This window comes from Streptomyces sp. NPDC001100 (genome assembly GCF_053598575.1).
The window spans coordinates 92374-116152 of record NZ_JBSFKO010000031.1 but is presented as its reverse complement, the minus strand read 5'-3'; the positions used below and the strand labels follow the sequence as shown (position 1 = coordinate 116152).

At 71.1% G+C, this 23779-nt stretch carries 22 protein-coding genes; 6 read left to right on the top strand and 16 right to left on the bottom strand.

Annotated features, from left to right (window positions below):
• Positions 1–4: 4 nt before the first annotated feature.
• The 6 genes from ACWDEW_RS35175 to ACWDEW_RS35150 all read right to left on the bottom strand — a co-directional run bounded on the left by ACWDEW_RS35175 (position 5) and on the right by ACWDEW_RS35150 (position 6397).
• Positions 5–1033 (bottom strand): aldo/keto reductase, encoded by a 1029-nt coding sequence (locus tag ACWDEW_RS35175; protein WP_450518353.1) that lies wholly within the window; start codon positions 1031–1033, stop codon positions 5–7.
• 124 nt (positions 1034–1157) lie between these two features.
• The gene (locus ACWDEW_RS35170) at positions 1158–2294 is read right to left on the bottom strand and encodes a serine hydrolase domain-containing protein (protein ID WP_450518352.1); all 1137 of its coding nucleotides are present in this window, start codon (positions 2292–2294) and stop codon (positions 1158–1160) included.
• 134 nt (positions 2295–2428) lie between these two features.
• Positions 2429–4204 (bottom strand): TIGR03767 family metallophosphoesterase, encoded by a 1776-nt coding sequence (locus ACWDEW_RS35165; protein ID WP_450518350.1) that lies wholly within the window; start codon positions 4202–4204, stop codon positions 2429–2431.
• A 252-nt stretch (positions 4205–4456) separates the two neighbouring features.
• Positions 4457–4915, bottom strand: a complete 459-nt coding sequence (locus ACWDEW_RS35160) for an NUDIX hydrolase (protein ID WP_450518348.1) — start codon at positions 4913–4915, stop codon at positions 4457–4459.
• Positions 4916–5045: 130 nt separating this feature from the next.
• The gene (locus ACWDEW_RS35155; RefSeq protein ID WP_450518369.1) at positions 5046–5936 is read right to left on the bottom strand and encodes a pyridoxamine 5'-phosphate oxidase family protein; all 891 of its coding nucleotides are present in this window, start codon (positions 5934–5936) and stop codon (positions 5046–5048) included.
• An 11-nt stretch (positions 5937–5947) separates the two neighbouring features.
• Positions 5948–6397: a VOC family protein gene (locus tag ACWDEW_RS35150; protein WP_450518346.1), complete on the bottom strand. Its 450-nt coding sequence runs from the start codon at positions 6395–6397 to the stop codon at positions 5948–5950.
• A 108-nt stretch (positions 6398–6505) separates the two neighbouring features.
• On the opposite strand from ACWDEW_RS35150, the gene ACWDEW_RS35145 reads away from it, so the two are divergent.
• Together ACWDEW_RS35145 and ACWDEW_RS35140 are read left to right on the top strand one after the other, a co-directional pair.
• On the top strand, positions 6506–7048 hold the full coding sequence (locus tag ACWDEW_RS35145) for a CGNR zinc finger domain-containing protein (protein WP_450518345.1): 543 nt from the start codon (positions 6506–6508) through the stop codon (positions 7046–7048).
• 129 nt (positions 7049–7177) lie between these two features.
• Entirely contained in the window at positions 7178–10471 is a 3294-nt protein-coding gene (locus tag ACWDEW_RS35140; RefSeq protein WP_450518344.1) for a S8 family serine peptidase, read from the top strand.
• 57 nt (positions 10472–10528) lie between these two features.
• Here the strand turns inward: ACWDEW_RS35140 and ACWDEW_RS35135 are convergent, their stop codons facing one another.
• Positions 10529–11287, bottom strand: coding sequence for a hypothetical protein (locus ACWDEW_RS35135; RefSeq protein ID WP_450518342.1), 759 nt, complete (start codon positions 11285–11287; stop codon positions 10529–10531).
• 1 nt (position 11288) lies between these two features.
• Positions 11289–11798: a sigma-70 family RNA polymerase sigma factor gene (locus ACWDEW_RS35130; RefSeq protein WP_359614267.1), complete on the bottom strand. Its 510-nt coding sequence runs from the start codon at positions 11796–11798 to the stop codon at positions 11289–11291.
• A 200-nt stretch (positions 11799–11998) separates the two neighbouring features.
• On the opposite strand from ACWDEW_RS35130, the gene ACWDEW_RS35125 reads away from it, so the two are divergent.
• Entirely contained in the window at positions 11999–13015 is a 1017-nt protein-coding gene (locus ACWDEW_RS35125; RefSeq protein WP_450518340.1) for an aspartate-semialdehyde dehydrogenase, read from the top strand.
• A gap of 173 nt (positions 13016–13188) precedes the next feature.
• On the opposite strand, the gene ACWDEW_RS35120 is transcribed toward ACWDEW_RS35125, so the two are convergent.
• A complete protein-coding gene (locus ACWDEW_RS35120; RefSeq protein WP_450518338.1) occupies positions 13189–13662 on the bottom strand; it encodes a DUF1203 domain-containing protein in 474 nt (157 codons plus the stop codon).
• Between the two features lie 112 nt (positions 13663–13774).
• On the opposite strand from ACWDEW_RS35120, the gene pepN reads away from it, so the two are divergent.
• The gene (pepN, locus tag ACWDEW_RS35115) at positions 13775–16348 is read left to right on the top strand and encodes an aminopeptidase N (RefSeq protein ID WP_450518336.1); all 2574 of its coding nucleotides are present in this window, start codon (positions 13775–13777) and stop codon (positions 16346–16348) included.
• 56 nt (positions 16349–16404) lie between these two features.
• Here the strand turns inward: pepN and ACWDEW_RS35110 are convergent, their stop codons facing one another.
• From ACWDEW_RS35110 to ACWDEW_RS35100, 3 genes are all read right to left on the bottom strand, one after another.
• Positions 16405–17178: an SDR family NAD(P)-dependent oxidoreductase gene (locus ACWDEW_RS35110; protein WP_450518368.1), complete on the bottom strand. Its 774-nt coding sequence runs from the start codon at positions 17176–17178 to the stop codon at positions 16405–16407.
• Positions 17179–17257: 79 nt separating this feature from the next.
• Positions 17258–18499 (bottom strand): sigma-70 family RNA polymerase sigma factor, encoded by a 1242-nt coding sequence (locus ACWDEW_RS35105; RefSeq protein WP_450518366.1) that lies wholly within the window; start codon positions 18497–18499, stop codon positions 17258–17260.
• Positions 18421–19488 (bottom strand): EamA family transporter, encoded by a 1068-nt coding sequence (locus tag ACWDEW_RS35100; protein ID WP_450518334.1) that lies wholly within the window; start codon positions 19486–19488, stop codon positions 18421–18423. Before ACWDEW_RS35100 ends, ACWDEW_RS35105 begins: the two co-directional genes overlap by 79 nt.
• Positions 19489–19594: 106 nt before the next feature.
• On the opposite strand from ACWDEW_RS35100, the gene ACWDEW_RS35095 reads away from it, so the two are divergent.
• A complete protein-coding gene (locus tag ACWDEW_RS35095) occupies positions 19595–20119 on the top strand; it encodes a MarR family winged helix-turn-helix transcriptional regulator (protein ID WP_450518333.1) in 525 nt (174 codons plus the stop codon).
• 36 nt (positions 20120–20155) lie between these two features.
• Here the strand turns inward: ACWDEW_RS35095 and ACWDEW_RS35090 are convergent, their stop codons facing one another.
• Positions 20156–20458, bottom strand: a complete 303-nt coding sequence (locus ACWDEW_RS35090) for a helix-turn-helix transcriptional regulator (RefSeq protein WP_450518331.1) — start codon at positions 20456–20458, stop codon at positions 20156–20158.
• On the opposite strand from ACWDEW_RS35090, the gene ACWDEW_RS35085 reads away from it, so the two are divergent.
• Positions 20449–20754, top strand: a complete 306-nt coding sequence (locus ACWDEW_RS35085; RefSeq protein ID WP_450518364.1) for a hypothetical protein — start codon at positions 20449–20451, stop codon at positions 20752–20754. The two genes, ACWDEW_RS35090 and ACWDEW_RS35085, sit on opposite strands and share 10 nt — an antisense overlap.
• Before the next feature lie 72 nt (positions 20755–20826).
• On the opposite strand, the gene ACWDEW_RS35080 is transcribed toward ACWDEW_RS35085, so the two are convergent.
• The 3 genes from ACWDEW_RS35080 to ACWDEW_RS35070 all read right to left on the bottom strand — a co-directional run bounded on the left by ACWDEW_RS35080 (position 20827) and on the right by ACWDEW_RS35070 (position 23610).
• A complete protein-coding gene (locus ACWDEW_RS35080) occupies positions 20827–21114 on the bottom strand; it encodes a hypothetical protein (protein ID WP_450518330.1) in 288 nt (95 codons plus the stop codon).
• 66 nt (positions 21115–21180) lie between these two features.
• Positions 21181–23367 (bottom strand): 4-alpha-glucanotransferase, encoded by a 2187-nt coding sequence (gene malQ / locus ACWDEW_RS35075; protein WP_450518328.1) that lies wholly within the window; start codon positions 23365–23367, stop codon positions 21181–21183.
• Complete coding sequence (locus tag ACWDEW_RS35070; RefSeq protein WP_450518326.1) at positions 23368–23610, bottom strand: hypothetical protein; 243 nt, start codon at positions 23608–23610, stop codon at positions 23368–23370.
• Positions 23611–23779 lie beyond the last annotated feature (169 nt).

The following is a 23779-nucleotide window of genomic DNA, read 5'->3' as shown; positions in this document are numbered from 1 at the left end:
CAGGTCAGGCCGCCGCGCGTTCCCCGTGTGCCCGCCTGCGCAGTGCCGTTCGCTGGATCGCCGGCGGCGCGTACGCCATGTCGAGGGTGCCGACGTCCGTGCCGGGCGGGACCAACTCGTCGATCTCGTCGAGGAGTTCGTCGGACAGGACGGTCTCCGCGCCGGCCAGGAGGTCGTCCAGGTGGGCCATCGTGCGGGGGCCGATGATCGCCGAGGTGACACCGGGGTGGGCGATCGTGAAGGCCATGGACAGGTGGGTCGGGGACAGCTCCGCTTTCTCGGCGAGGGCGACCAGTCGCTCCACCGTGTCGAGCCGGCGCTCGTCGGCCAGGTACTTGAAGCCGTAGGCGGCCCGGCGGCTGTCGACGGTCCGGCCCTTGCGGTAACGGCCGGTGAGCTGGCCTCCCGCGAGCGGGCTGTAGACCAGGACGCCCATGCCGTAGCGCTCGCAGACCGGCAGCACCTCCCGTTCGACGCCCCGGTTGAGGATGGAGTACGTCGGCTGTTCCGTGCGGAAGCGGACCAGGCCGCGCCGCTCCGCCACCCACTGCGCCTCGACGATGTCCGAGGCGGGGAAGGAGGACGTGCCGACCGCCCGCACCTTGCCCGCGCGCACCAGGTCCGTGAGGGCCGCGAGGGTTTCCTCCACGTCCGTGTCGGGGTCGGGGCGGTGGATCTGGAACAGGTCGACGTGGTCGGTGCCCAGGCGGCGCAGGGAGTTCTCCAGCGCGCGGACCAGCCAACGCCGGGAGTTTCCGCGCTCGTTGGGGTCGTCGCCCATCGGGAGGTGTGCCTTCGTGGCCAGTACGACGTTGTCGCGGCGGCCCTTCAGCGCCTTGCCGACGATCTCCTCGGACTCGCCGCGCCCGTAGAAGTCGGCGGTGTCGACGAAGTTGACGCCCGCGTCCAGCGCCTTGTGGATCATCCGGACGGAGTCGTCGTGGTCGGGATTGCCGTCGGCCCCGAACATCATCGCGCCCAGGCAGTAGGGGCTGACCTTGATACCGGTGCGGCCCAGCGTGCGGTAGTGCATGGCTCTCCTCGGACGACAGATAAGCGGAACGGCGTTCCGGAACACCATACGGAACACCGTTCCGCTTACGCAAGCCCAGCCCGCCCTACGGCTCAGCCCTTCAGACCCGCCCTACAGCCCGGCCCTACTGACCGCAGAACTCCCCCACCACCACCGCCCCCGCATCCCCCGACCAGTCCCCGTTGAAGTTGAACGCCAGCGAATGGCGGCCGTCCGGCGTCGCCACCACCACCGACGACGAGCCGTGGATACCGCCGTCGTGGCCCCAGAGATGGACACCGCAGGGCAGCTTGATGTCGGAGATGCCGAGGCCGTAGCGCGTGGTCGGGCTGTCGCCCGCCGGCACCGTCGTCTGCATCTCCTTCAGCTGCTTCACCGGAAGGAGCTTTCCGCCCAGCAGCGCGCCGTAGAAGCGGTCCAGGTCGGCGGAGTCGGAGATCATCTCGCCCGCGGAGGAGGCGATGGACGGGTTCAGCTTCGTGACGTCGTACGTCGGGCCCGTCGTCTCCTCCGCCAGCTTGCTGTAGGCGCGGCTGCTCGGGTTCGGCACCGTCACCTTCGTGCCGGGGAGTGAAGTCGCCCTCAGGTGCAGAGGGTTGATGATGCGGTCGCGGATCTCCGTCGCGTACGAGTGGCCGGTGACCTTCTGGATGACCATCCCGGCGAGCACGTAGTTCGTGTTGGAGTAGTGCCACGACGTGCCCGGCGCGAAGTCCGGCTTGTGGGACATCGCGATCGCCACCAGGCCGGCCGGGGTCTTCGTGTCGTAACGGTGCTGGAAGAAGCCGTCCTTGGTGAAGTACGCGCGGCCGAAGCCTTCGTCCTCCGTGTAGTTGTAGATGCCGCTGGTGTGGTTGAGGAGTTGGCGGACGGTTATCCTGCCGCCGTCGTTGCCGTTGCCCCGGACCACGCCCGGCAGCCACTTCTCCACCGTGTCGTCGAGCGACAGGCGGCCCTCCGCCTCCAGTTGGAGCAGCACCGTCGACACGAAGGCCTTGGTGATGCTGCCGACCCGGTACCGGTCGTCGGCCGAACGCGGCTTGCCGGTGCGGAGGTTGCCCACACCGGCGGTCGCCGACCAGGTGGTGCCGCCGTCCTTCACCGTCGCCGTGACGCCGGGTACGCCGTCCCGCACGGCAGCCTTGATCGCCTGCCGGGTCGCCGCGTGGTCCCCTCCGGCGGGTGTCGCCATCGCGGGACCCGCCACTGCCACCGACAGCGCCACCGCCGTCGCACCCATCACTACCGCACGAACTGCCATGTCTTCCCCCTTCGTTGAGCCCAGTCGAAGGCTCGGTCGGGGGAAGGGACACAGCCACGCGATACGAAGGTTGCTCCGGTGTACGCCAGTTGAGCGTGTTTCAGCCGTTCTGAAGGCTCAGCCCTTCTTGAGGATCAGCCCTTCTTGAGGATCAGCTCGGTGTTGCGGTCCTTCGCGTCGCCGCCCAGGACCGTGCTGGAGCCCGGCGCGTTGTAGGAGAGTTCGCGGTAGAGGGCCGCGAGGCCGGTCTGGGTGAGGTCGGAGAAGTCGGTGCGGTGCGGGGCCGCGGACTCGATGAGCGTGGTGAAGAGGGAGAGCGTGCCGTCCTTGTTGTCCACCAGCTCGATGACCCGGGCGAGTTGGGGATAGTCGACGTGCGAGGCGGTGGAGATCTCCCAGAAGCTGCGGCCGTCGGGCGCCGAGTGCGGGGTGATGACGTTGCGGTGGATGTGGCCGTTGACCCAGGCCAGCACGTTCGGGTGGCTGCCGAGGAGGGAGACGACCGCCGAGCCCTCGTAGCGGCGCTCGGTGGGGTGCGCCGGGTCGGGGCGGGTGTTGTCCATGGTCTTGCTGGTGTGGTGGCTGAAGATCACCGCGTAGGAGTCCTTGTTGTCGCGCAGTGTCTTGTCGAGCCACCTCAACTGCGTTGCCCCGATGGACCCTTCGTAGTGGCCACCCGCGTCCGTGGTGTCGAGGCTGATGCCGATCACGTCGTCGGCGATGCGGAACGCGTAGTACTGCGTGCCCGCGTCGACGTTCGCGGAGGAGTAGCCGTGGCCGACCGGGCCGAGGCCCTGGTAGGCCGGGTCGAGGTGGGCCTTGAGGTACTCGGCGGAGGTGTAGGGGGCGCGCTTCTCGTCCGGGGTGATCGAGCGCGCGGAGCGGGCGTGGGCCTTGAGGAAGTCGCGGTAGCCGGTGCCCTTGGGGTCCTTGGCGTCCCGGATGGAGTTCTGGAGCTTCTTCGCCTCGGCCGCGGTCGCTGTCATCAACTTCTTGCCGCCGATGGCGAGTTCGGTGAGGTACGGGTCCGCGTGGGAGCCGAAGCAGCCGAGCGGGAGCGCGTCGTGGTTGCCGACCGTCGAGTACCAGGGCAGGTTGAGGCCGGGGCTGCGGACCTCGCGGATCGCGGCGGCCAGGAAGCCCCCCAGGTGCGGGAAGCCGAGCTGCTTGTCGCCGTCGCGCAGCGTGGAGTCGGGCTGCCAGTACAGCTTGAGGCCGCTGTTCTGGACGCCCTCGTAGTGGCGCGGGTCACCGGTGTTGGGGGTGAACCGGCCGCCGCTCATGATCTTCATGAACCATTCCAGCTCGGACTTGGCGTTGTTGTCCGTGTTGTCGCCGGTGGTCATCACGAAGTGCAGCGGGGAGCCGGTCACCGGGGCGCCGCGCAGCGCGTTGACCCGCTCGACCAGCGAGATCCCGCCCTGCACGGTGAGCGCCTCGTGCGGGCGCCAGGCGTGCTTGTCGGTCGAGCGCAGGTACTCCAGGCGCAGCGGGTGCTGGCTGTCCATCAGGTGCAGGTCGGTGAACTGCACGAACGACGCGAGTGCCGTACGGCGGCCCGCGCGCCCGGACTTGGCGGCGGCGAGGTCGGCGCGCACGACGCGCTTCCAGCCGGCGCCGTCGCCGAGGCGGCGGTAGCCGGAGTGGGTGCGCGGGGCGGCGACCGTGGCGAGGGTGGTGCCCTTGGTGTACGGGGCCAGGGGTGCGGCCGGTGCCACGCGGGAGTGCGCCACGGGCGCCTCGGCTGCGGCATTGGAGGCGTCGGTGGCGTCGGTCGTGGCGGCCTGGCTGTCGGTGGGCCGCAGGGCGTAGCCCACGCCCGCGGAGACGGACACGGCCGCGGTGGCGGCGAGGACGGTACGGCGGTTGACCCCCAGCGCGGAGCTGGCGACAGAGCGTGTGCGCGACATGGCGCGATCTCCCCGAGTACGAACTGCGTCGGCAGTGGTCGCGGGTGTTCGCGTCGACCGGTTTTCGATCGCGGTCGCGAACTGCCCGCTCGTACTGGATGCTTGGCATCGGGGATGACCTGCGCGTAAACGAGACGGCAACGCGTAGCGCCGATCACCGTACGTGGATCTTGGCGCCCCCTGTGCGTTCGTGAACGCTCGTCGAGTCGCCGGGAGGCGGCTACTCAGCGTTCATCTGCCGGGGTACTGAAGCTATTCCGGGACGCGTTCGACCCGTCCTACGGCCGGCCGCTCGCGCCACAGCCGCAGCGCGACGTCGATCAGCCCGACCCGGCGCAGGCTCGACACGTCGTCCAGCGGATGCCAGGCCGCCATGTCGGTGGAGCCGCCGATCTCGTGGCGGAGCTCGCCGCCGACGATCCGGGCCTCGTACACGAGCCGCAGGCCGTGCTGGTCCACCTTGCGTCGGTAGCTCCACGGAATGACGTGGTGGATCGAGTCCATGCCGAGGAAACCGGTGACCTCGATGTGGTAGCCGGTCTCCTCCTCCAGCTCGCGTACGACCGTGTCGTTGGGGTGCTCGCCGTGGTCCATGCCACCGCCGGGGAGGACCCACTCGTGGCCTCCGCCCTCGGCGGGGGAACGGGCGAGCAGGAGTTGGCCGTCACGGACGCAGACGGCGTAGGCGGCGACCCTCAGCTTTTTGCGCATCTGGAGACGTTAGGTGGTCTGTGGGAAGGGTCGCAATGTGAATTCGTTCGGCTTGCGCGCCGTTGGGGCTGGTCGCGCCCACGCGGCGGAGCCGCACATCGATACGGCCCCGCGCCCCTGACGGGGCGCCTCAGCGCGCCGGGGTTGGATTGGCAGGCGAGTATTCGGGAGGCGACCAGCGCAGCGGGATCGCTGCGGCGCTCTCGATGACCTCTTCGAGGGTGAAACGCACCCTGCGCTCCCCGTCCTCCCCGAACTCCGTCCTTGCCTCGCCGGTGAGTTGGAGGGTCGTGCCCGTCGTCCAGTCGAGGAAGAGGAGGCCCGCGCGCGGGTCGGTGTGGAGGTTGCCCAGGCTCAGGAACATGGCGTTGCCCGGGTAGTCCTGCCAGGTCAGCTCGCGGGGCGAAACGGCTTGTACGAAGCCGGAGTTGCCGCCCCGGTGGCTGGCGTCGGCGCCGTGCTGGTGGACGGTGGCGAGGAAGAAGGTGTCGGCCGCCGCGATGAACTCGGCCTGGGCGGTGGTGAGTTCGCCGCCGTGCCGGGCGGGCGCCGGCACGCGGTCCGCGACCGTCTCGTACGACTCTCTGCGCTGGATGTACTTGGGGCAGTTGGAGAACACCCGCTCCGCCTCGATCGCGAACCCCCGCCCGGTGGACCGGAGTCGGCCGTCGACTCGCATACGGCGGCGGGTGCGGGGGTCGAGGGCGATCGTGCCGACCGGCAGGTCCCGTGCGTCGGTGAGGGCCGGAGTCAGGGGGTCAGCCGGGCGGGTGCCGCCGGTGACCGAGATCTGGTGGGGGCCCGTCGCCCGTACGAAACCGGGTGGGCCGGTGAGCGGGGACGCCCAGACCCGGCCCGTCGCCGGGTCGGCGGCGCCCACGACGAGGAGTGGCTGGAGTTCGAGGAAAGCGGCGGCCACGGGTTTGATGCCCCGGCCGATGATCTGGCCGACGTGGTCGGCGATGTCACGCACTCCCGCCCGGTCCTGCACGGCACGGGATCCCGCGTGATAGGTCTGCATGGCGGCCATGGCTAGAAGAAGCCGCAGGTCGGGGCTTCGGCGTGCGGGGCCGTGGCGTGCTCGGCGCCGGTCGGCACGGAGATCTCCAGGCGGGTGCCGTCCGGGTCGTGGAAGAAGATGCCGCCGGAGGCCGCGCCCTCGCGATGGGCGACCACGCCTTCGTACGCGAAGTCGGCGCCGTAGGCCTTGAGTGCCTCCTCGTAGTGCTCGACCCGCTCGATCGAGTCGGCCGCGAAGGCGAGGTGGTGGAGGCCGGCGCGGTCGGCGCCGTACGGGCCCTGCGCCTGCTGCCAGAGGGTGAGGACGGGGTGGTCGCCGCCGTCGCCCAGGAACGCGTACCGGCGGTCGTCGTCCTCCTTGCCCTCGGCGAGGACCGCGAAGCCGAGGACGTCCCGGTAGAAGGCGAGCGAGCGGTCGAGGTCGGTGACGTTCAGGCCGACGTGGCCGGTGTGCAGGGTCATGAGAAGCCCTCCTCAGATCTAACCGTTGTCAATGACGTTAGCGGTTAGAATCGAGAGGGTCAACCGGTCACGTAGTCTTGACCGGTTAGATCAGAAGGGAGCATCTCCGTGGCCACGACCTCCGACCCCCGCCCGCTCGTCGGCGAACCGCTCGCGCTCGACCTGCTCAACACACGGTGGATGAAGGAGGGATCCGTCCAGGACCTGCTCACCGACGTCGACGGGCTCGGCGTGTGGCTGGCCGCGAACGGGCTGGACGGCGGGTACTTCCCCGACACCAGGATGCTGAGCCACACCCTCCAGGCCCGCGAGGCGCTGAGGACAGCCGTCGACGGGTCACTGCGCGAGGGGGCCCCGCTCGTCGACGCCGTACTCCGCAACGGGCGCGTCCGGGCCACGCTCACCGCCGAAGGTCCCGGCGAGATCCCCGAGTTCGACGACCCCCGGTGGGGTCCCGGCTGGCTCGCCGCCCGCAACTACCTGGAGTTGCTCGCCGCCGCCCCCGACCGCATCCGCCACTGCGCCCACGAGGCGTGCGTCCTGCACTTCTACGACACGTCGCGGAACGGCACCCGCCGCTGGTGCTCGATGGCGGCCTGCGGCAACCGCGCGAAGGCGTCCCGCCACTACACACGCGTCAAGGAGTCCTGAACCCCCATCCGGATATGGGGTTTTCCCCATACATCCATATCGATTCGGTCAACACTTCCCAAACAACTGTCCCTTGGGTAAAGCTGTGCGCTCGTCCGGCACTGGATTCTTCACCTACAAGGGATGCCGATGACCCTCACCCCCAAGAGACGCGTGGCTCGAATATCCGTGGCCGCCGGTCTCGTCGCCGCGCTGTCCGCGGCCGGGCCGATACCCATGGCCTTCTCCGCAGATGCCCCTTCCAGCACGGCGCCCACGGACGGGACCGTCAAGTCCGCCGCCGCCAAGCTCGGTTCGGACGACGCCGATCTGCTCGCCACGGCCAAGGCCGACGGCGACAAGAACGTCACGATGATGATCGCGACCGCTCCGGGCCAGACCGAGCAGGTCGCCGACCAGCTGGACGCCGTCAAGGGCGGCTCGGTGGGCCGTACTTACGACAAGCTCGGCTACGTCCGCGCCACCGTCCCGACGGGCAGGGCCGACGCGGCCATCGCGGCCGCCGCGAAGCTGTCCTCCGTGCACGCGATCGACCTGCGCCAGGAGATCGCGCTCGACGACCCGACCCCCAGCGCGGACACCGCGAAGGGCGCCGCCAGGGCGACGAAGACAGTCACCTACTCGGGGCCGAGCAAGAGCACCCCCGCCAAGAACCCGTACAACCCGTCCTTCGAGACGGGCGCCGTCGACTTCGTGAAGAAGAACCCGAAGGCGGACGGCCGCGGCATCACCATCGGCATCCTCGACTCCGGCGTCGACCTCGGCCACCCCGCGCTGCAGAAGACCACCACCGGCGAGCGCAAGATCGTGGACTGGGTCACCTCGACCGACCCGGTCAACGACGGCGACGGCACCTGGCGGCGGATGACCACGGCGGTCGCCGGCCCGTCCTTCTCCATCACCACGGCCAGCCAGGGCACCGAGGCCTTCAAGGCCCCCGCGGGCGACTACAAATTCAACTACATGTACGAGTCCGCCACCGCGGGCGGTGACGAAAAGGGCGACTTGAACCGGGACGGTGACACCACCGACGCCTGGGGCGTGCTCTACGACCCGGCCGCCGGCACCGTCCGCGTGGACCTGAACGACAACCTCGACTTCACCGACGACACCCCGATGAAGCCGTACAAGGACGGCTACCAGATCGGCTACTTCGGGACGGACAACCCTGCGACCGACGTCGTCGAGCGCGTCCCGTTCGTCGTCGAGATCCGCAAGGACGTCGTCTACAACGCCTCCGGCGCGAAGGCGGACTACGTCAACATCGGCGTCATCGAGTCCGAGCACGGCACCCACGTCGCCGGTATCACCGCGGCCAACGGCCTGTTCGGCGGCAGGATGAACGGCGCGGCCCCGGGCGCGAAGATCGTCTCCTCGCGCGCCTGCACCTGGACCGGCGGCTGCACCAACGTGGCGCTCACCGAGGGCATGATCGACCTCGTCGCCAACCGCGGTGTCGACATCGTCAACATGTCGATCGGCGGCCTGCCCGCGCTGAACGACGGCAACAACGCGCGCGCCGAGCTGTACACGCGGCTCATCGACACCTACGGCGTGCAGCTCGTGATCTCGGCCGGCAACTCCGGTCCGGGCGCCAACACGATCGGCGACCCCGGCCTGGCCGACAAGGTGATCTCGGTCGGCGCGGCCATCTCCAAGGAGACCTGGGCCTCCAACTACGGCTCGCAGGTGGAGCGGAAGTACCAGCTGCTGCCGTTCTCCTCGCGCGGCCCGCGTGAGGACGGCGGCTTCACACCGACGCTCGTCGCGCCCGGTGCCTCGATCAACTCCACCCAGACCTGGCTGCCGGGCTCCCCGGTCGCCGAGGCGGGCTACACCCTGCCGGCCGGCTACTCGATGCTCCAGGGCACCTCGATGGCCTCCCCGCAGGCCGCGGGCGCCTCGGCGCTGCTGCTGAGCGCCGCCAAGCAGAAGCACATCGCCCTCACCCCGGCGACGCTGCGCACCGCGCTGACCTCAACGGCCCATCACATCAAGGGTGTTCAGGCCTACGAGGAGGGCGCGGGCCTCATCGACATCGGGGACGCGTGGCAGTCCATCAGGGACGGCGCCACCGCCCACGACTACACCGTCAAGGCCCCCGTCGACACCGCGATCGACTACGCGCTGAAGACCCCGGGCTTCGGCACGGGACTGTACGACCGCGAGGGCGGCCTCAAGGCCGGCGCGAAGAAGACGTACGACGTCGTCATCACGCGAACCACCGGTGCGGACAAGGCCGTTCGGCACGAGCTGAGCATCGCGAACAACGCCGGCGGCACCTTCCGGATCGTCGGTTCGGACGAGGTCAAGCTGCCGCTGAACCAGCCGGTGACCGTCAAGGTGCAGGCGGCGCCGAAGAGTTCGGGCATCAAGAGCGCGATCCTTGAGGTCGACGACCCGAAGACCGAGGGCGTCGACAAGCAGATCCTGACGACGGTCGTGGTCTCCACTCCCGTCAACTACACCTACTCCAAGTCGAGTTCGGTGCAGCGCAACAGCACGCAGTCGTACTTCCTGACCGTTCCCGAGGGCGCCAAGGCCTTCGAGGTCGCCATCAGCGGGCTGAAGGACAAGAGCCAGACGCGGTTCATCTCCATCCACCCGTACGGCGTTCCGGTCGAGGACACCGGCACCCCGTACTGCTACAACAACTACCTCGACGGCAACGGCTGCAAGCCCGACGTGCGCTCGTACGCCGACCCGCAGGCCGGTGTCTGGGAGATCGAGGTCGAGTCGCGCCGTACCTCGCCGCTGCTCGACAACCCGTACAAGCTGGACGCCACCGTCCTCGGCGCGGCCTTCGACCCGGAGACCGTGACCGTGCCCGAGGCCAAGGTCGGCGTCCCGGCCACCGCCTCGTGGAAGGTGACCAACAGGTACGCGGCGCTGGACGGCACGCTGAAGGGCGGCCCGCTCGGTTCCTCGCTGACCGCGCGGCCCACCATCACCGAGGGCGTCACCCAGACCACCACGGTCGACGTGCCCGCCGGCGCCACCTCCCTGGACGTGTCCATCGGCAACGTCTCGGACACGGCGGCGGACCTGGACCTGACGGTGAAGAACGCCGCCGGTACGGTCGTCGGCCAGTCCGCCGACGGCGACTCGGAGGAGGCGGTCTCGGTCGCCAACCCGGCCGCCGGGACCTACACGATCGAGGTCGCGGGCTACTCGGTGCCGTCCGGCTCGACCGCCTACGACTACCTGGACGTGTTCTACTCGGCCGCGCTCGGCACGGTCACCGTCGACGACTCGACGCCGGTCAAGCTCGCGACGGGCGCCTCGGCGACCGTCTCCGGCAGCGTCACCGCCCTCGCGGCGGCTCCGGCGGGCCGTGAGTTCTTCGGCCGGGTCCAGCTGGTCAACGCCCACGGCACGGTCGCGGGCCTGGGCAGCGTGAAGATCGAGAAGGTCACGCCGTAGCAGTCGGTACGGCGATGAGGGGGCGGGCGTCCGTGCGGGCGCCCGCCCTTCTCGCTGTCAGCCGGTCGGGCAGGCGGCCGTGCCCGCGCCGGCTCCGGTGAGTGCCTCGACGATCGCGGCCCGGTCCGCGGCGACGGCGTCGTCGCCCACGGTCCACAGGTTCGCCGTGTCCGAGCCCTTCGGGACACCGACCAGCACATGCTGCCCCTGACGCGGCGCCGGACTCGTCCCGGCGGCCAGCACGACCGTGACGTGGGCCGGGCCGTGCGCGGGCCGGTAGGAGCGGGTGACGGCGAGCGTGATCCGCTTGCGGGGGTCCGAGCCCGGCCGCACCTCGGTCACGGTCCCCTCGACGAGCAGGCGGGAGCAGGCCACGTACAAGGCGGGGTCGGACAGCGGACTCGGGGCCGTGGAGCCCCCGCCGGAGCCGCCCGCCACCTTGGACCCGGAGTCCGCGCTGCTGCTCGACGCGGAGTTCGCGCCCCCGTTGTGCGCGACCAGCCAGGCGAGCCCGGTGATCATCCCCGCCACCACCGCCATCGCGAGCGTGCCGTAGGCGAGGGCACGCAGGGCCGGATGCCGCCGCCGGGCGGGACGCGGTGTGCGCACGGGCGCGGGTTCCGGTCGCGGCGGCGGTGCGGCCAGCGCCTCTGCGATGATCCCCAACTGCTCCCGCAACAGCGCCACATCGACCGTGGCGGCCCGGTGCTCGGCCAGGTAGGCGGCGTCCGCGCGGGCCGCCTCCGGCACCGGCTCGCCCGTGATCGCGGCCATCAGCGCGTCCACGCCGTCGTACTCCTCGTTCTGCGTGGCCACGTCACACCACCTCGTCCTCGTGCAGGCGGTCGCGCAGCGCGCGGACCGCCGTGTGCAGCCTGCTCTTGACCGTGCCCTCCGGGATGCCCAGCTCGTGCGCTATGGAACGCACCGGCAGATCGGCGAAGAAGCGGAGGACGAGGACCTGGCGCTGCTGGTCGGGCAGCTCGTCCAGGCCCTGGGCCACCGCGAGGGACAGGACGCTCGTGTCCTCGCCGGAGGGGTGCGCGAGCTGGCGCAGGGAGGCCAGCCGCTCCCCCACCCGCTCCTGGCGGCGTCTGGCCCGATGCCAGTCCATGGCGAAGTTCGAGGCGACGACCGCGGCCCACGCCGAGACGTCGCGCGGTGCCTCGTCGCCCTTCGCCGCCCGCTCCAGCAACCGCAGCCGTACCTGCTGGACCCCGTCCGGCAGATCCGCCTGCGGCACCCCGCCGAGCGCGAGCACCGCCCGCACCCGCCGCTCCTGGGCCGCGTCCAGTGGATCATCACCCTCCCGGACCCGACGGGCCATTCTGCGCAGCACAAGCCACCCCCTTCCCGCGTTTCCTCTACGACGCCGCAGCGCACGGAAACGTTCGGAGACGTAGGTCACACTGCCAGGGGCCGTGTCCCACTCCTCGGGCATGCGGGGCAAAGAATTGGACAGGTGGGCCCGGGGCGGCCGCATGATGGAAACGCCGCAGATGTACAGGAACAGGTGAAGGAGTCGCTGTGAGGGTCGGAATCGTCGGAGCCACCGGTCAGGTCGGCACGGTCATGCGCAGGATCCTCGTCGAGCGGAACTTCCCGACGACCGAGCTGCGTCTGTTCGCCTCGGCCCGTTCGGCGGGGACGGTCCTCGACGGTGTGACGGTGGAGGACGCGGCCACCGCCGACTACTCCGGGCTGGACATCGTGCTGTTCTCGGCGGGCGGCGCGACCTCGAAGGCGCTGGCCGAGAAGGTCGCCTCGCAGGGCGCCGTCGTCATCGACAACTCCTCGGCCTGGCGCAAGGACCCCGCCGTACCGCTCGTGGTCTCCGAGGTGAACCCGCACGCGATCGTCGACCGCCCCAAGGGCATCATCGCCAACCCGAACTGCACCACCATGGCCGCGATGCCGGTCCTGAAGCCGCTGCACGCGGAGGCGGGACTTGAGGCGCTGGTCGTCGCCACGTACCAGGCGGTGTCCGGTTCCGGTGTGGCCGGTGTGGCCGAGCTGCACGGCCAGGCGCTGAAGGTCGTCGCCGACGCGGACAAGCTCACGCACGACGGCTCGGCGGTCGACTTCCCCGAGCCCCAGGTCTACAAGCGGCCCATCGCCTTCAACGTGCTGCCGCTCGCGGGCTCGATCGTCGACGACGGCCTGAACGAGACCGACGAGGAGCAGAAGCTCCGCAACGAGTCCCGCAAGATCCTGGAGATCCCGGAGCTCAAGGTCTCCGGCACCTGCGTCCGGGTCCCGGTCTTCTCCGGCCACTCCCTCCAGGTCAACGCCCGTTTCGCCCGCCCCATCTCCGTGGAGCGCGCGACGGAGATCCTCGGCGGCGCCCCGGGCGTGGCCCTGTCCGAGATCCCCACCCCCCTCCAGGCCGCCGGCCAGGACCCCTCCTACGTCGGCCGCATCCGCGCCGACGAGACGGTCGACCACGGGCTCGCCCTCTTCATCTCCAACGACAACCTCCGCAAGGGCGCCGCGCTGAACGCGGTGCAGATCGCGGAGTTGGTGGCGGCGGAACTCCAGGGCTGACACCGGCCGGGTTTTCCTCGCCCCCCGCCGCCCCTACCCGCCCCATCCTCCTGGGGCTCCGCCCCAGACCCCGCTCCTCAGACGCCGGAGGGGCTGGTTCTTCAGCCCGTCCGGCGTCCGAGGACGAGGCCCCTTCAGGGCCGATAGGGGTCTGGGGGCGCAGCCCCAGGACGCTACGCCCTGCGCACCTCGAAGAAGAAACAGCCGTACTCCACCGCCCGGACGTGGACGAGAACCACGGCCGGGTCGGTGAAGGCCCTGCGGAAGGCCTCGTCGTCCAGGGTGTCGACCAGTTCGCCGCCGAGGATGCGGCCCTCGGCGGAGTAGCGGCGGATCACCCGGTGGGCGTCCGCGAAGGGGTACCCCGAGTCGGCCGCGGGCCCCCCGCACTCCTCCGCGTGGACGAACACCGGCCCCACCTCGTCGTACGCCCCCGGATCCACCCCCGTCTCCGCCGCCCGGCGCCGCAGCGGGGCGTACGAGACAAGGGCGATCCGCTCACCGCGCTCGCTGCGGCGCAGGCAGCAGCGGAGCGGAGCGCCGCCTTCCTCATCCGTCGCGGGAACCATTCCGCGCCCCGCATCGTCAGCAGAGCGCAGCTCCTTCAGAACCGTGGGGTCGATGGGTCGTGCCGTGTACGTCGTCATGACTCCAGGCTCGCGCTCGTCCACCCCGCTGACCGGCGGGATACGGACATCGCGTTCCGGTCAGGTCCCGTGGAAGGATGGCGCAACCCACACATAACGAGGAGATGACCGCGTGCCTGGCACAAACCTGACTCGCGAAGAGGCGCAGCAGCGGGCGACGCTGCTCACCGTTGACTCGTACGAGATCGATCTCGACCTCTCCGGCGCGCAGGAGGGCGGGACCTACAGGTCCGCGACGACGGTGCGCTTCGATGTGACGGAGGGCGGCACCGAGACCTTCATCGACCTGGTCGCCCCGGCCGTCCACGAGGTGACGCTGAACGGCGACCCGCTCGACCCCGACGAGGTCTTCAAGGACTCGCGGATCGCCCTGGCCGGGCTGTTGGAAGGGCCGAACATCCTGCGCGTGGTCGCGGACTGCGCCTACACCAACACCGGTGAGGGACTGCACCGGTTCGTCGACCCCGTCGACCAACAGGCGTACCTCTACACCCAGTTCGAGGTCCCGGACGCGCGCCGCGTGTTCGCGAGCTTCGAGCAGCCGGACCTCAAGGCCACTTTCCAGTTCACCGTGAAGGCGCCGACGGGCTGGACCGTCGTCTCCAACTCCCCGACGCCCGAACCCCGGGACGACACCTGGGTGTTCGAGCCGACGCCGCGTATCTCGACGTACATCACGGCGCTGATCGTCGGCCCGTACCACTCGGTGCACAGCGTGTACGAGAAGGACGGGCAGTCCGTCCCGCTCGGCATCTACTGCCGGCCCTCGCTCGCCGAGTACCTCGACTCGGACGCCATCTTCGAGGTCACGCGGCAGGGCTTCGACTGGTTCCAGGAGAAGTTCGACTACGCCTACCCCTTCAAGAAGTACGACCAGCTCTTCGTCCCGGAGTTCAACGCGGGCGCGATGGAGAACGCCGGTGCCGTCACCATCCGGGACCAGTACGTCTTCCGTTCCAAGGTGACCGACGCCGCCTACGAGGTGCGCGCGGAGACCATCCTGCACGAGCTGGCCCACATGTGGTTCGGCGACCTCGTGACCATGGAGTGGTGGAACGACCTGTGGCTGAACGAGTCGTTCGCCACCTACACCTCCATCGCCTGCCAGGCGTACGCGCCCGAGTCGCGCTGGCCGCACTCGTGGACGACGTTCGCCAACTCGATGAAGACCTGGGCGTACCGGCAGGACCAACTGCCGTCCACGCACCCGATCATGGCCGAGATCCGTGACCTGGACGACGTCCTCGTCAACTTCGACGGCATCACGTACGCCAAGGGCGCGAGCGTCCTCAAGCAGCTCGTCGCCTACGTCGGCATGGACGAGTTCTTCGCGGGCGTGCAGGCGTACTTCAAGCGGCACGCGTACGGCAACACCCGCCTGTCCGACCTGCTCGGCGCGCTGGAGGAGACCTCGGGTCGCGACCTGGGCGCCTGGTCGAAGGCGTGGCTGCAGACCGCCGGCATCAACATCCTGCGCCCGGAGATCGAGACGGACGCGGACGGTGTCATCACCGCCTTCGCGATCCGCCAGGAGGCCCCGGCCCTGCCCGCCGGCGCCAAGGGCGAGCCGACGCTGCGTCCGCACCGGATCGCGGTCGGCCTGTACGAACTCGACGAGGACACCGGCAAGTTGGTGCGCGACGAGCGCGTCGAACTGGACGTGGACGGCGAGTTGACCGCCGTACCGCAGCTGGTCGGCAAGCGCCGTCCGGACGTGGTGCTGCTCAACGACGACGACCTGTCGTACGCGAAGGTCCGCCTCGACGAGCAGTCCCTCGCGTTCGTCACCGAGCACCTCGGCGACTTCGAGTCCTCCCTCCCCCGCGCCCTGTGCTGGGCCTCGGCCTGGGACATGACCCGCGACGCCGAACTCGCCACCCGCGACTACCTCTCCCTCGTCCTGTCGGGCATCGGCAAGGAGTCGGACATCGGTGTGGTGCAGTCGCTGCAGCGGCAGGTGAAGCTGGCGATCGAGCTGTACGCCGACCCGGCCGCCCGCGAGACGCTGCTCACCCGCTGGACGGACGCCACGCTGGCGCACCTGCGCTCCGCCGAGGCCGGCAGCGACCACCAGCTCGCGTGGGCCCGCGCGTTCGCCGCCACGGCCCGTACGCCGGAGCAACTCGACCTGCTGGACGCCCTGTTGGAGGGCACCCAGACGATCGAGGGCCTGGCCGTCGACACCGAGCTGCGCTGGGCGTTCGTCGAACGCCTCGCCTCCGTGGGCCGGTTCGACGAGGCGGAGATCGCCGGCGAGTACGAGCGGGACAAGACGGCCGCCGGTGAGCGCCACGCGGCGACCGCCCGTGCCGCCCGCCCGACCGAGGAGGCGAAGGCGGAGGCCTGGGCGCAGGTCGTCGAGTCCGACAAGCTGCCCAACGCCCTTCAGGAAGCCGTGATCTCGGGCTTCGTCCAGACCGACCAGCGCGAACTGCTGGCGCCGTACACGGAGAAGTACTTCGCGGCGGTCAAGGAGATCTGGGACGCCCGTTCGCACGAGATCGCCCAGCAGATCGCGGTCGGCCTCTACCCGTCGATCCAGGTCTCCCAGGACACCCTGGACCGCACGGACACCTGGCTGACCACCGCTGAGCCCAACGCGGCCCTGCGCCGCCTGGTCTCGGAGTCCCGGTCCGGTGTGGAGCGCGCGCTGAAGGCCCAGGCGGCGGACGCGGCGGCTTCGTAGTCACTTCTTCCACGGCCATGAGGGGCGCCCGGCGTGAAGCCGGGCGCCCTTCGCCGTCACCCCGGGAACATCCCGCCGGTGACGTTGACGAACGTACCGGTGATGCCCGCCGCGTGGTCGGAGGCGAGGAACACGGCGGTCGCGGTGATCTCCGCGAGGGTGGGGTTGCGGCGCGTCATGCGCAGGCTGGACAGATGGCCGAGGATGCCCTGGATCGCCGCCTCGTTGAGGTCCGGGTTGACCTTGCCGAGCTTCTCGATCGTGAGCGTCTCGGGGATGCCCGCGGCCCACAGACCGACCGCGCGCACTCCGCGCGGGCCCAGTTCCATCGCCAGGTTGCGCACCAGGCTGTCGGTCGCCGCGTCGGCCGGACCGGTGCCGCCCATCATCGGACTGCCGTGCGCGGAACCGCTGTTGAGGGTGAGGACGACACCGCTGCCCCGCTCGGCCATCCGGCGGGCGGCGGCGCGGGCGGTGATGAAGTTGGCGCGGACGCCGTTGAGGACGGGCCGCAGGAAGTCGTCGACGGGCATGTCGGTCATCGGCAGGCCCTGGACGTCGCCGCGCGAGACGAGGTTGAAGGACACGTCCACGTCCCCGACGCGGGCGAGGTGTTCCTCCACGGCCGCCTCGTCGAGCGCGTCGACGACGGCCACCTCGGCGTCCTTGACACCGAGGTGCTCGATGTCGGCGGCCACGGCCTCCAGCGTCTCCCGGGTGCGTCCCACGAGGTGCACGCGGGCGCCCTCGGCGGCGAAGGCACGGGCGACCGCGCCGCCGATCGAGCCGCCGGCGCCGTAGACGACCGCGGTCCTGTCGGTGAGCAGCATGGTGATCTCCTTGCGGGTCGTGAGGTACGTGTCGTTCGTGTCGGCCATACAGACGCACAGGGAGCCCACCACTCATCGCTCACAACCGCAGCGGGAGTCCGAAAACCGGGAACAGGTGCGGCTCGAAGGAGGTGATCTCCACGATCCGGTCGTCGGGGCCGAAGCGGAGCACGTCGAGAACCTGGGCGCGGTAGACGGTCGTTCCGGGCCGTCGGACGTAACCACCGGCCGCGAGCTGCCCGTTGGCGCGGGCGGGGAGATGGCGCCAATGCCCGAGGAACATGGGCGAGTCGGCGTCGAGGCTGACGCTCAGGAATTCGAGGAGCGCGTCGCGGCCCGTGAACCAGAACGGGTTCGGCGGCATGGTGAGGGTGACGTCCTCGCTGAGCAGCGCGGCGACCTCGGACAGGTCGAGGCGTTCGGCGGCCGCCATGTACCGCTTGACCAGGGTGCGTTGATGCTCGGTGGGCCCGTCGGCCGTCCAGTCCGTACGCCGGCCCGGGAGCCGGTCGCGCAGGGTGGGGCGGGCGCGTTGCAGCGCGCTGTTGACCGAGGCCACGGTCATGTCGAGGGCCTCGCCGGTCTCGGCGGCGGTCAGCCCGAGCACGTCCCGCAGCACCAACACCGCGCGCTGGCGCGGCGGGAGATGCTGGACGGCGGCCAGGAAGACCAGTTCGAGGGTCTCGCGGGAGACGGCGGCGGCCTCCGGCTGCTCCTCGGCGGAGGGCAACTCGTCGTCGGGGTAGGGCTGCAGCCAGGTGATCCGGGCGGGCGGCTCCCCGCCACCGTGGTTCATGCCGGGCAGGGGTTCGTACCGCTTGGGGCGGCGGGCCGTACGGCGCTGGAAGTCCAGGCAGGCGTTGGTGGCGATGCGGTACAGCCAGGTCCGGGCACCGGCCCGCCCCTGAAAGGTGTCCCGGGCCCGCCAGGCCCGCATGAACGTCTCCTGCACCAGGTCCTCGGCGTCGTCGTAGGACCCGGTCATGCGGTAGCAGTGGACCTGGATCTCGCGACGGTGGGACTCGACGAGCGCGGCGAAGTCGCCTTCGTCTAGAGGGACTTCGGCGACGGCGGGAACTTCCGTAACGGGTGCGCGGGTGACGGATTCCTGAGCGGTGTCGCGCGCCGTGCGGGCCACTCGCCGCAGCCGCGCGACGGACGAGGACAGTTCCGTCACCCCGGAGTAGAGGACGGAGGGCGGCTGCGGCACCAGCTCCTCCACTTGCCGCCCGATCTCCTTGATCAGTCCCTCGACACCGACCTCGGCACTCCCCTGCCGCTCCCGGTAGGCCTTCTGCCGGCAGGCGGCGGAGCAGTACACGGAACGCCGGCCGGTACGGCCCGTCCGCGCGGTGAGCGGCTTGCCGCAAGTGGGGCAGGATTCATCGGCCACGGGCGCCTCCGGCGTTGCGTCACGGCGTTCCCGCGTGACGCTACTCCCCGAACGAGCACCCGAGGCGTACGCGCCCCGATCTGCCCGGCCACCGTCGTCCCGAACGCCAGCGCCATCCCCGCCAGCTGCAACGGTGTGAGCGCCTGCCCGAGCGCCGCCCAGCCGACGACCGCCGCCGTCAGCGGGGACAGCGGGCCGAGGAGGGTGACCTGGGTGGCGGAGAGCCGGCCGATACCGCGGAACCAGAGCCAGTACGCGATCGCCGTGTTCGCCAGCGCGAGGTACAGATAGCCGCCGACCGCCCGCCCGTCGAGCGCGGGCGGCGCCCCCTCGGCCAGGAAGGCGACCGGGGCGATCAACAGACCGCCCGCGGTGAGCTGCCAGCCGGTGAGGGCGAGCGGGCCGACGCCGTCCGGGCGGCCCCACCGCTTGGTCAGCACGGTGCCGGTGGACATGGAGGCCGTGGACGCGAGGGCCGCGAGCACACCGACCGGGTCGAGCGCTCCGGCCGCCTTCAGTACGACGAGACTGACGCCGAAGGCCGCGAGGGCGCCGGTGAGCACGCTCCGGACCGTGGGCCGCTGCCCCAGCAGGACCGCCGAGAGGCCCACGACGATCAGCGGACCGATCGAGCCGACGACCGCCGCCATGCCGCCCGGGAGCCGGTACGCGGACAGGAACAGCAGCGGGAAGAAGGCGCCGATGTTCAGCGCGCCGAGCACGGTCGCCCGCCACCACCAGGCCCCGCGCGGCAGCACCCGGGCCAGCGCGAGGAGCACGAGACCGGCGGGGAGGGCGCGCATCAGGCCGGTGAAGAGGGGGCGGTCGGGCGGGAGGAACTGGGTGGTGACGGCGTAGGTGGTGCCCCAGGAGACGGGGGCGAGGGCGGTGAGGACGATGGTGGCGGAGCGGTTCATGCCATCTCCTTCATAAGTAACTTGCCGCTAATTAGCTTAGCGGCAAGCAACTTTCCGTCAAGTCACTTTCTTGCGGGCGACCCGTCGACCGGCCGATACTCGACGCATGAGTGCACGCCCCGAGCAGCGCAAGGACCCCGTCGACGCGATCGTCGAGCAGTGGGCGGCGGTGCGGCCCGACCTGGACACCGCCGCGATGGAGGTCTTCGGGCGGATCTTCCGGCTCTCCCGCGCCATGGGCGACCGCATGGAGAAGGCGTACGCGCCGCACGGCATCTCGCGCGGCGAGTTCGACGTCCTCGCGACCCTGCGCCGCGCCGGCGAGCCGTACACCCTCTCGCCGCGCGAGCTCTCCGCGACGCTGATGCTCACCACGGGCGGCATGACCGGCCGTCTCGACAAACTGGAACGGGCCGGTCTGCTCCGCCGCTCCCCCGACCCGCACGACCGGCGCGGTCTCCAAGTGACCCTGACGGAGAAGGGGTTGACGCTCATCGACGAGGCGGTCGGCGCGGGGCTGGCGGCCCAGCAGGAGGCCCTGTCCGCCGCCCTCGACGCGGAACGGGCCGGACAGCTGGCCGACCTGCTGCGGGAGCTGCTGAACGGGACGGCGGCCGCCGCGCGGGAGTGACGGCTCCGGGATCGCGATGCGATGGGGGCTCTCGTGTCAGGTGCGTCGCTCGTCCCGCCGCCGGGGCGACTGCCCGTACGTGCCGCGGTAGGCGCGGCGGAAATGGCTGGGGTCGGCGAACTGCCAGCGTGCCGCGACGTCGGCGACGGTTAACGGGCTGCCCGGAAGGCCGAGTTCGCGGTGGGCGCCTTCGAGACGGCGGCGGCGCACATGGGCCATGACGGACTCGCCGTCGGCGAAGGCCCGGTGGAGGGTGCGGACGGAGACGTTCAGCGCCCGGGCGATGGCGGCCGGGGTCAGCTCCGGGTCCCTCAGCCGGCTCCGCCCAGCTGCACGCACTGCGCGCCGCCGACGACCTCGACCGCGCCGCCGCCGAGGCACGGCAGCTCACGGTCGCGGAGCGCGCCCGGATCCGTATGGACACCGCGGTCGCCGCGACCCTCAGCCGCGAGGCGGTGGACCGCCCGGTCTCCGTGTCCGGCGCGAGCACCTTCGCCCTGGCCAACCCGCTCCAGCGGATCTGGCGCGACCTGGGCACCGCCTCACGCCACGGCGTCGTCAACCCCGATCTCGGCCGCGAGATCTACGGCCGCAGCCTGCTCGGCATCGCCGAACAGCCCACGTTCATCATCTGACCGGCGGGAGAACACACCGAGAGCGTCCGCCTCACCGTGGTGGTGGGGCGGACGCCCTCGTGAAGCGTGAGGTCAGACCTTCGCGTCGGCTGCGGTGCCGGCGCCGGTCTTCGTGGCGGACTTGGCCTTCGGCGCACGGTCCTTGGACTTGTCCAGCACCAGGACCAGGCCCGCGATGATCGCGAACAGGGCCAGCGGGCACAGGACAAAGAGCCCCAGCGTCTCGGCGACGCTCAGGCCGTTGCCCGGGTCGTCACCGTCGTCGCGGGTGAGCGCGAGCGCGGGGGACGTCATGAGCAGCATCATCAGCGTCGTACCGGCAACCAGGGCACCGGCGCGCAGGGCGTTCTTCTTGTCCACACCGCAAAAGTAGCGAACGCCCGAACGAGCCGCGCGCCCGGGGGTGCCGTATGGGGCGTACGGGCGTCACGGCCCCCTGTCCGCACCCCCGTCCACACCTCCGTCCGCACCTCCGTCCGCACCTCCGCCCAAGCCCGTTCCCGCACCCGAATCCGCTTCCGTACCGGCCTCCAGCCCCACCCGCAGCACGTCCACCAGCGCGTGCAGCCGCGGTGACGCGGCGAGTTCCTCCAACGTCACGGGGCGGCCCTCCGCGTCGGCGAGCGGGAGGCGCCAGTTCGGGTACTGGTCCCACGTGCCGGGGAGGTTCTGCGGGCGGCGGTCGCCGATCGTGTCGGGGAGCCAGACGCCGATCATGCGGGCCGGGGTGCGGAGCAGGAAGCGGTGGACGGCGTGGATCTCCGCCTCCTCCTCGGACGCGGGCCGCCCGCCGCCCGTCGCGGGTTCGTAGAGACCGAGCCGGGCCAGCAGGGCCAGCCACTCCCCCACGTCGGTTGCGGCCTCGACGCGCTCCTCCTCGACCGGACGAGTCAACAGGCCCAGCCGGTAACGGAGTTCGACGTGCTCGCCGGTGAGCCGGGCCGCGGTGGGCGGCAGGTCGTGGGTGGTGGCGGTGGCGAGACAGTCGGCGCGCCACCTCTCGGGCGCGAGGGGGCGGCCGTCGCCGTCCCAGTCCCGTTCGAACCACAGCACCGAGGTGCCGAGCACCCCGCGCTCCTGCAACTCCTCGCGCACACCCGGCTCCACGGTCCCCAGGTCCTCGCCGATCACCACCGACCCGGCGCGCGAGGCCTCCAGCGCGAGGATCGCGAGCATGGCCTCGGCGTCGTGGCGGACGTAGGTGCCCTCGGTGGGCGGTCGGCCCTGGGGGACCCACCACAGGCGGAACAGGCCCATGACGTGGTCGATGCGCAGGGCGCCGGCGTAGCGGAAGAGCGCGCGGAGCAGACGGCGGTAGGGGGCGTAGCCCGACTCGGCGAGGCGGTCCGGGCGCCACGGGGGCAACCCCCAGTCCTGGCCGAGGGAGTTGAAGGCGTCGGGGGGTGCGCCGACCGACATGCCGGCCGCGAAGTGGTCCTGCTGCGCCCAGGCGTCCGCGCCGTCGGGATGCACCCCCACGGCGAGGTCGTGCACGACGCCGAGCGGCATGCCCGCTTCGCGTGCGGACCTTTGGGCGGCGGTGAGTTGGGTGTCGGTGAGCCAGGCGAGCCGGGAGTGGAAGTCGACGCGGTCCATCAACTCGGCGCGGGCGCGGGCGGTTTCGGGTGAGCGGGGGTCGCGCAGACCGGCGGGCCAGCGGTGCCAGTCCGAGCCGTGCACCTCGGCGAGGGCGGACCAGGTGGCGTGGTCCTCCAGCGCCTCGCCCTCGCGGGCGAGGAAGTCGACGTAAGCGGCCCGCCGTCCGGGCCCGAGGGGGACCCGCCGTACGAGTTCCAGCGCCTCCCGCTTGAGCTCCCACACGGCGTCGCGGTCGATCAACGCGCCCTTCTCCAGGACGGATTCGCGCAGCCGCGCGGCTCGTTCGAGGAGTCCGCGCACCTGCTCGCGCTCCTCGACGTAGGCGAACTCCGGGACGTCCTCGACGCGCAGATACACCGGGTCGGGGAAGCGGCGGGAGGACGGGCGGTAGGGCGAGGGATCGGTGGGGGCGCCGGGCACGGCCGCGTGCAAGGGGTTGACCTGCACGAATCCGGCGCCGAGCGCCCGCCCGGCCCAGGCGGTCAGCTCGCCCAGGTCACCGAGGTCGCCCATGCCCCAGGAGTGCCCGGAGAGCAGCGAGTAGACCTGCACCATCAGTCCGTACGACCGTCCGGCGGGCGTCGGCAACCGGTCCGGGGCGATGACGAGATGGGCCTCGGCGCTGCGGCCGTCCGGGGCGGTGGCGGTCAAGTGGTGGACTCCGGGCGGGAGTTGCTCGGTGTCGGTCCGGGTCTCGCCCTGTTCGGTCTCGATGTGCAGCCGGGTGCCCTCGGGCAGTGCGTCGAGCGCGGCGGGGGTGCCGCCGTGCCGGCCCACGACGGTGGGCGGCAACAGCCGCTCGGCCAGCTCCTGTTGGCGGGCGGCGAGCGCGGCGCGGACGGCCTGCGGGGTGCTCGCGTCGACGCCGAGGGCGGCCAGTACGGCGACGACGGCGCCGGGCGAGGCCGGGACCGCGTGGTCCGGGGAGGGGCTGTAGGCGGTGGCGACGCCGTGCAGTTCGGCGAGCCGGGACAACTCCTCGCCGAGGGCTTCGGCCGGCCGGGGTGCTGTCATCTAGGGCCTCGTCGAGTCCGGGTCGGCGAACACCGCGGACTCGCTGGTGAGCGGGGCCGTGTCGGCGAGCGGGGGCTCGCTGGTGAGGGGTTCGGCGTCGGTCAGCGGGGGTTCGCTGGTGAGCGGGGTCTCGGCCCAGGCGCCCTCGGAGTCGACGTGGAAGAGGTCGGGTTCGAGGACGGCGGACGGCTCCGCGGTGCGTTTGGAGCGGGCCGGGAGCGGAAGTGATGCCGATGCGGCCACGGTGGCCTCCTTGTCGGGTTGGTCGGGTCGGGCGACGGTCCGGTTACCGCAGCCCTACCCAGTGGGCGCGACGGCAGACCTCCAGGTTGGGGTACGGGCGGCACCGGGGCCACTCCCCTACCGCACACCCGCCACTTTCCCACTGATCACTATTCACTCAGTACATGTA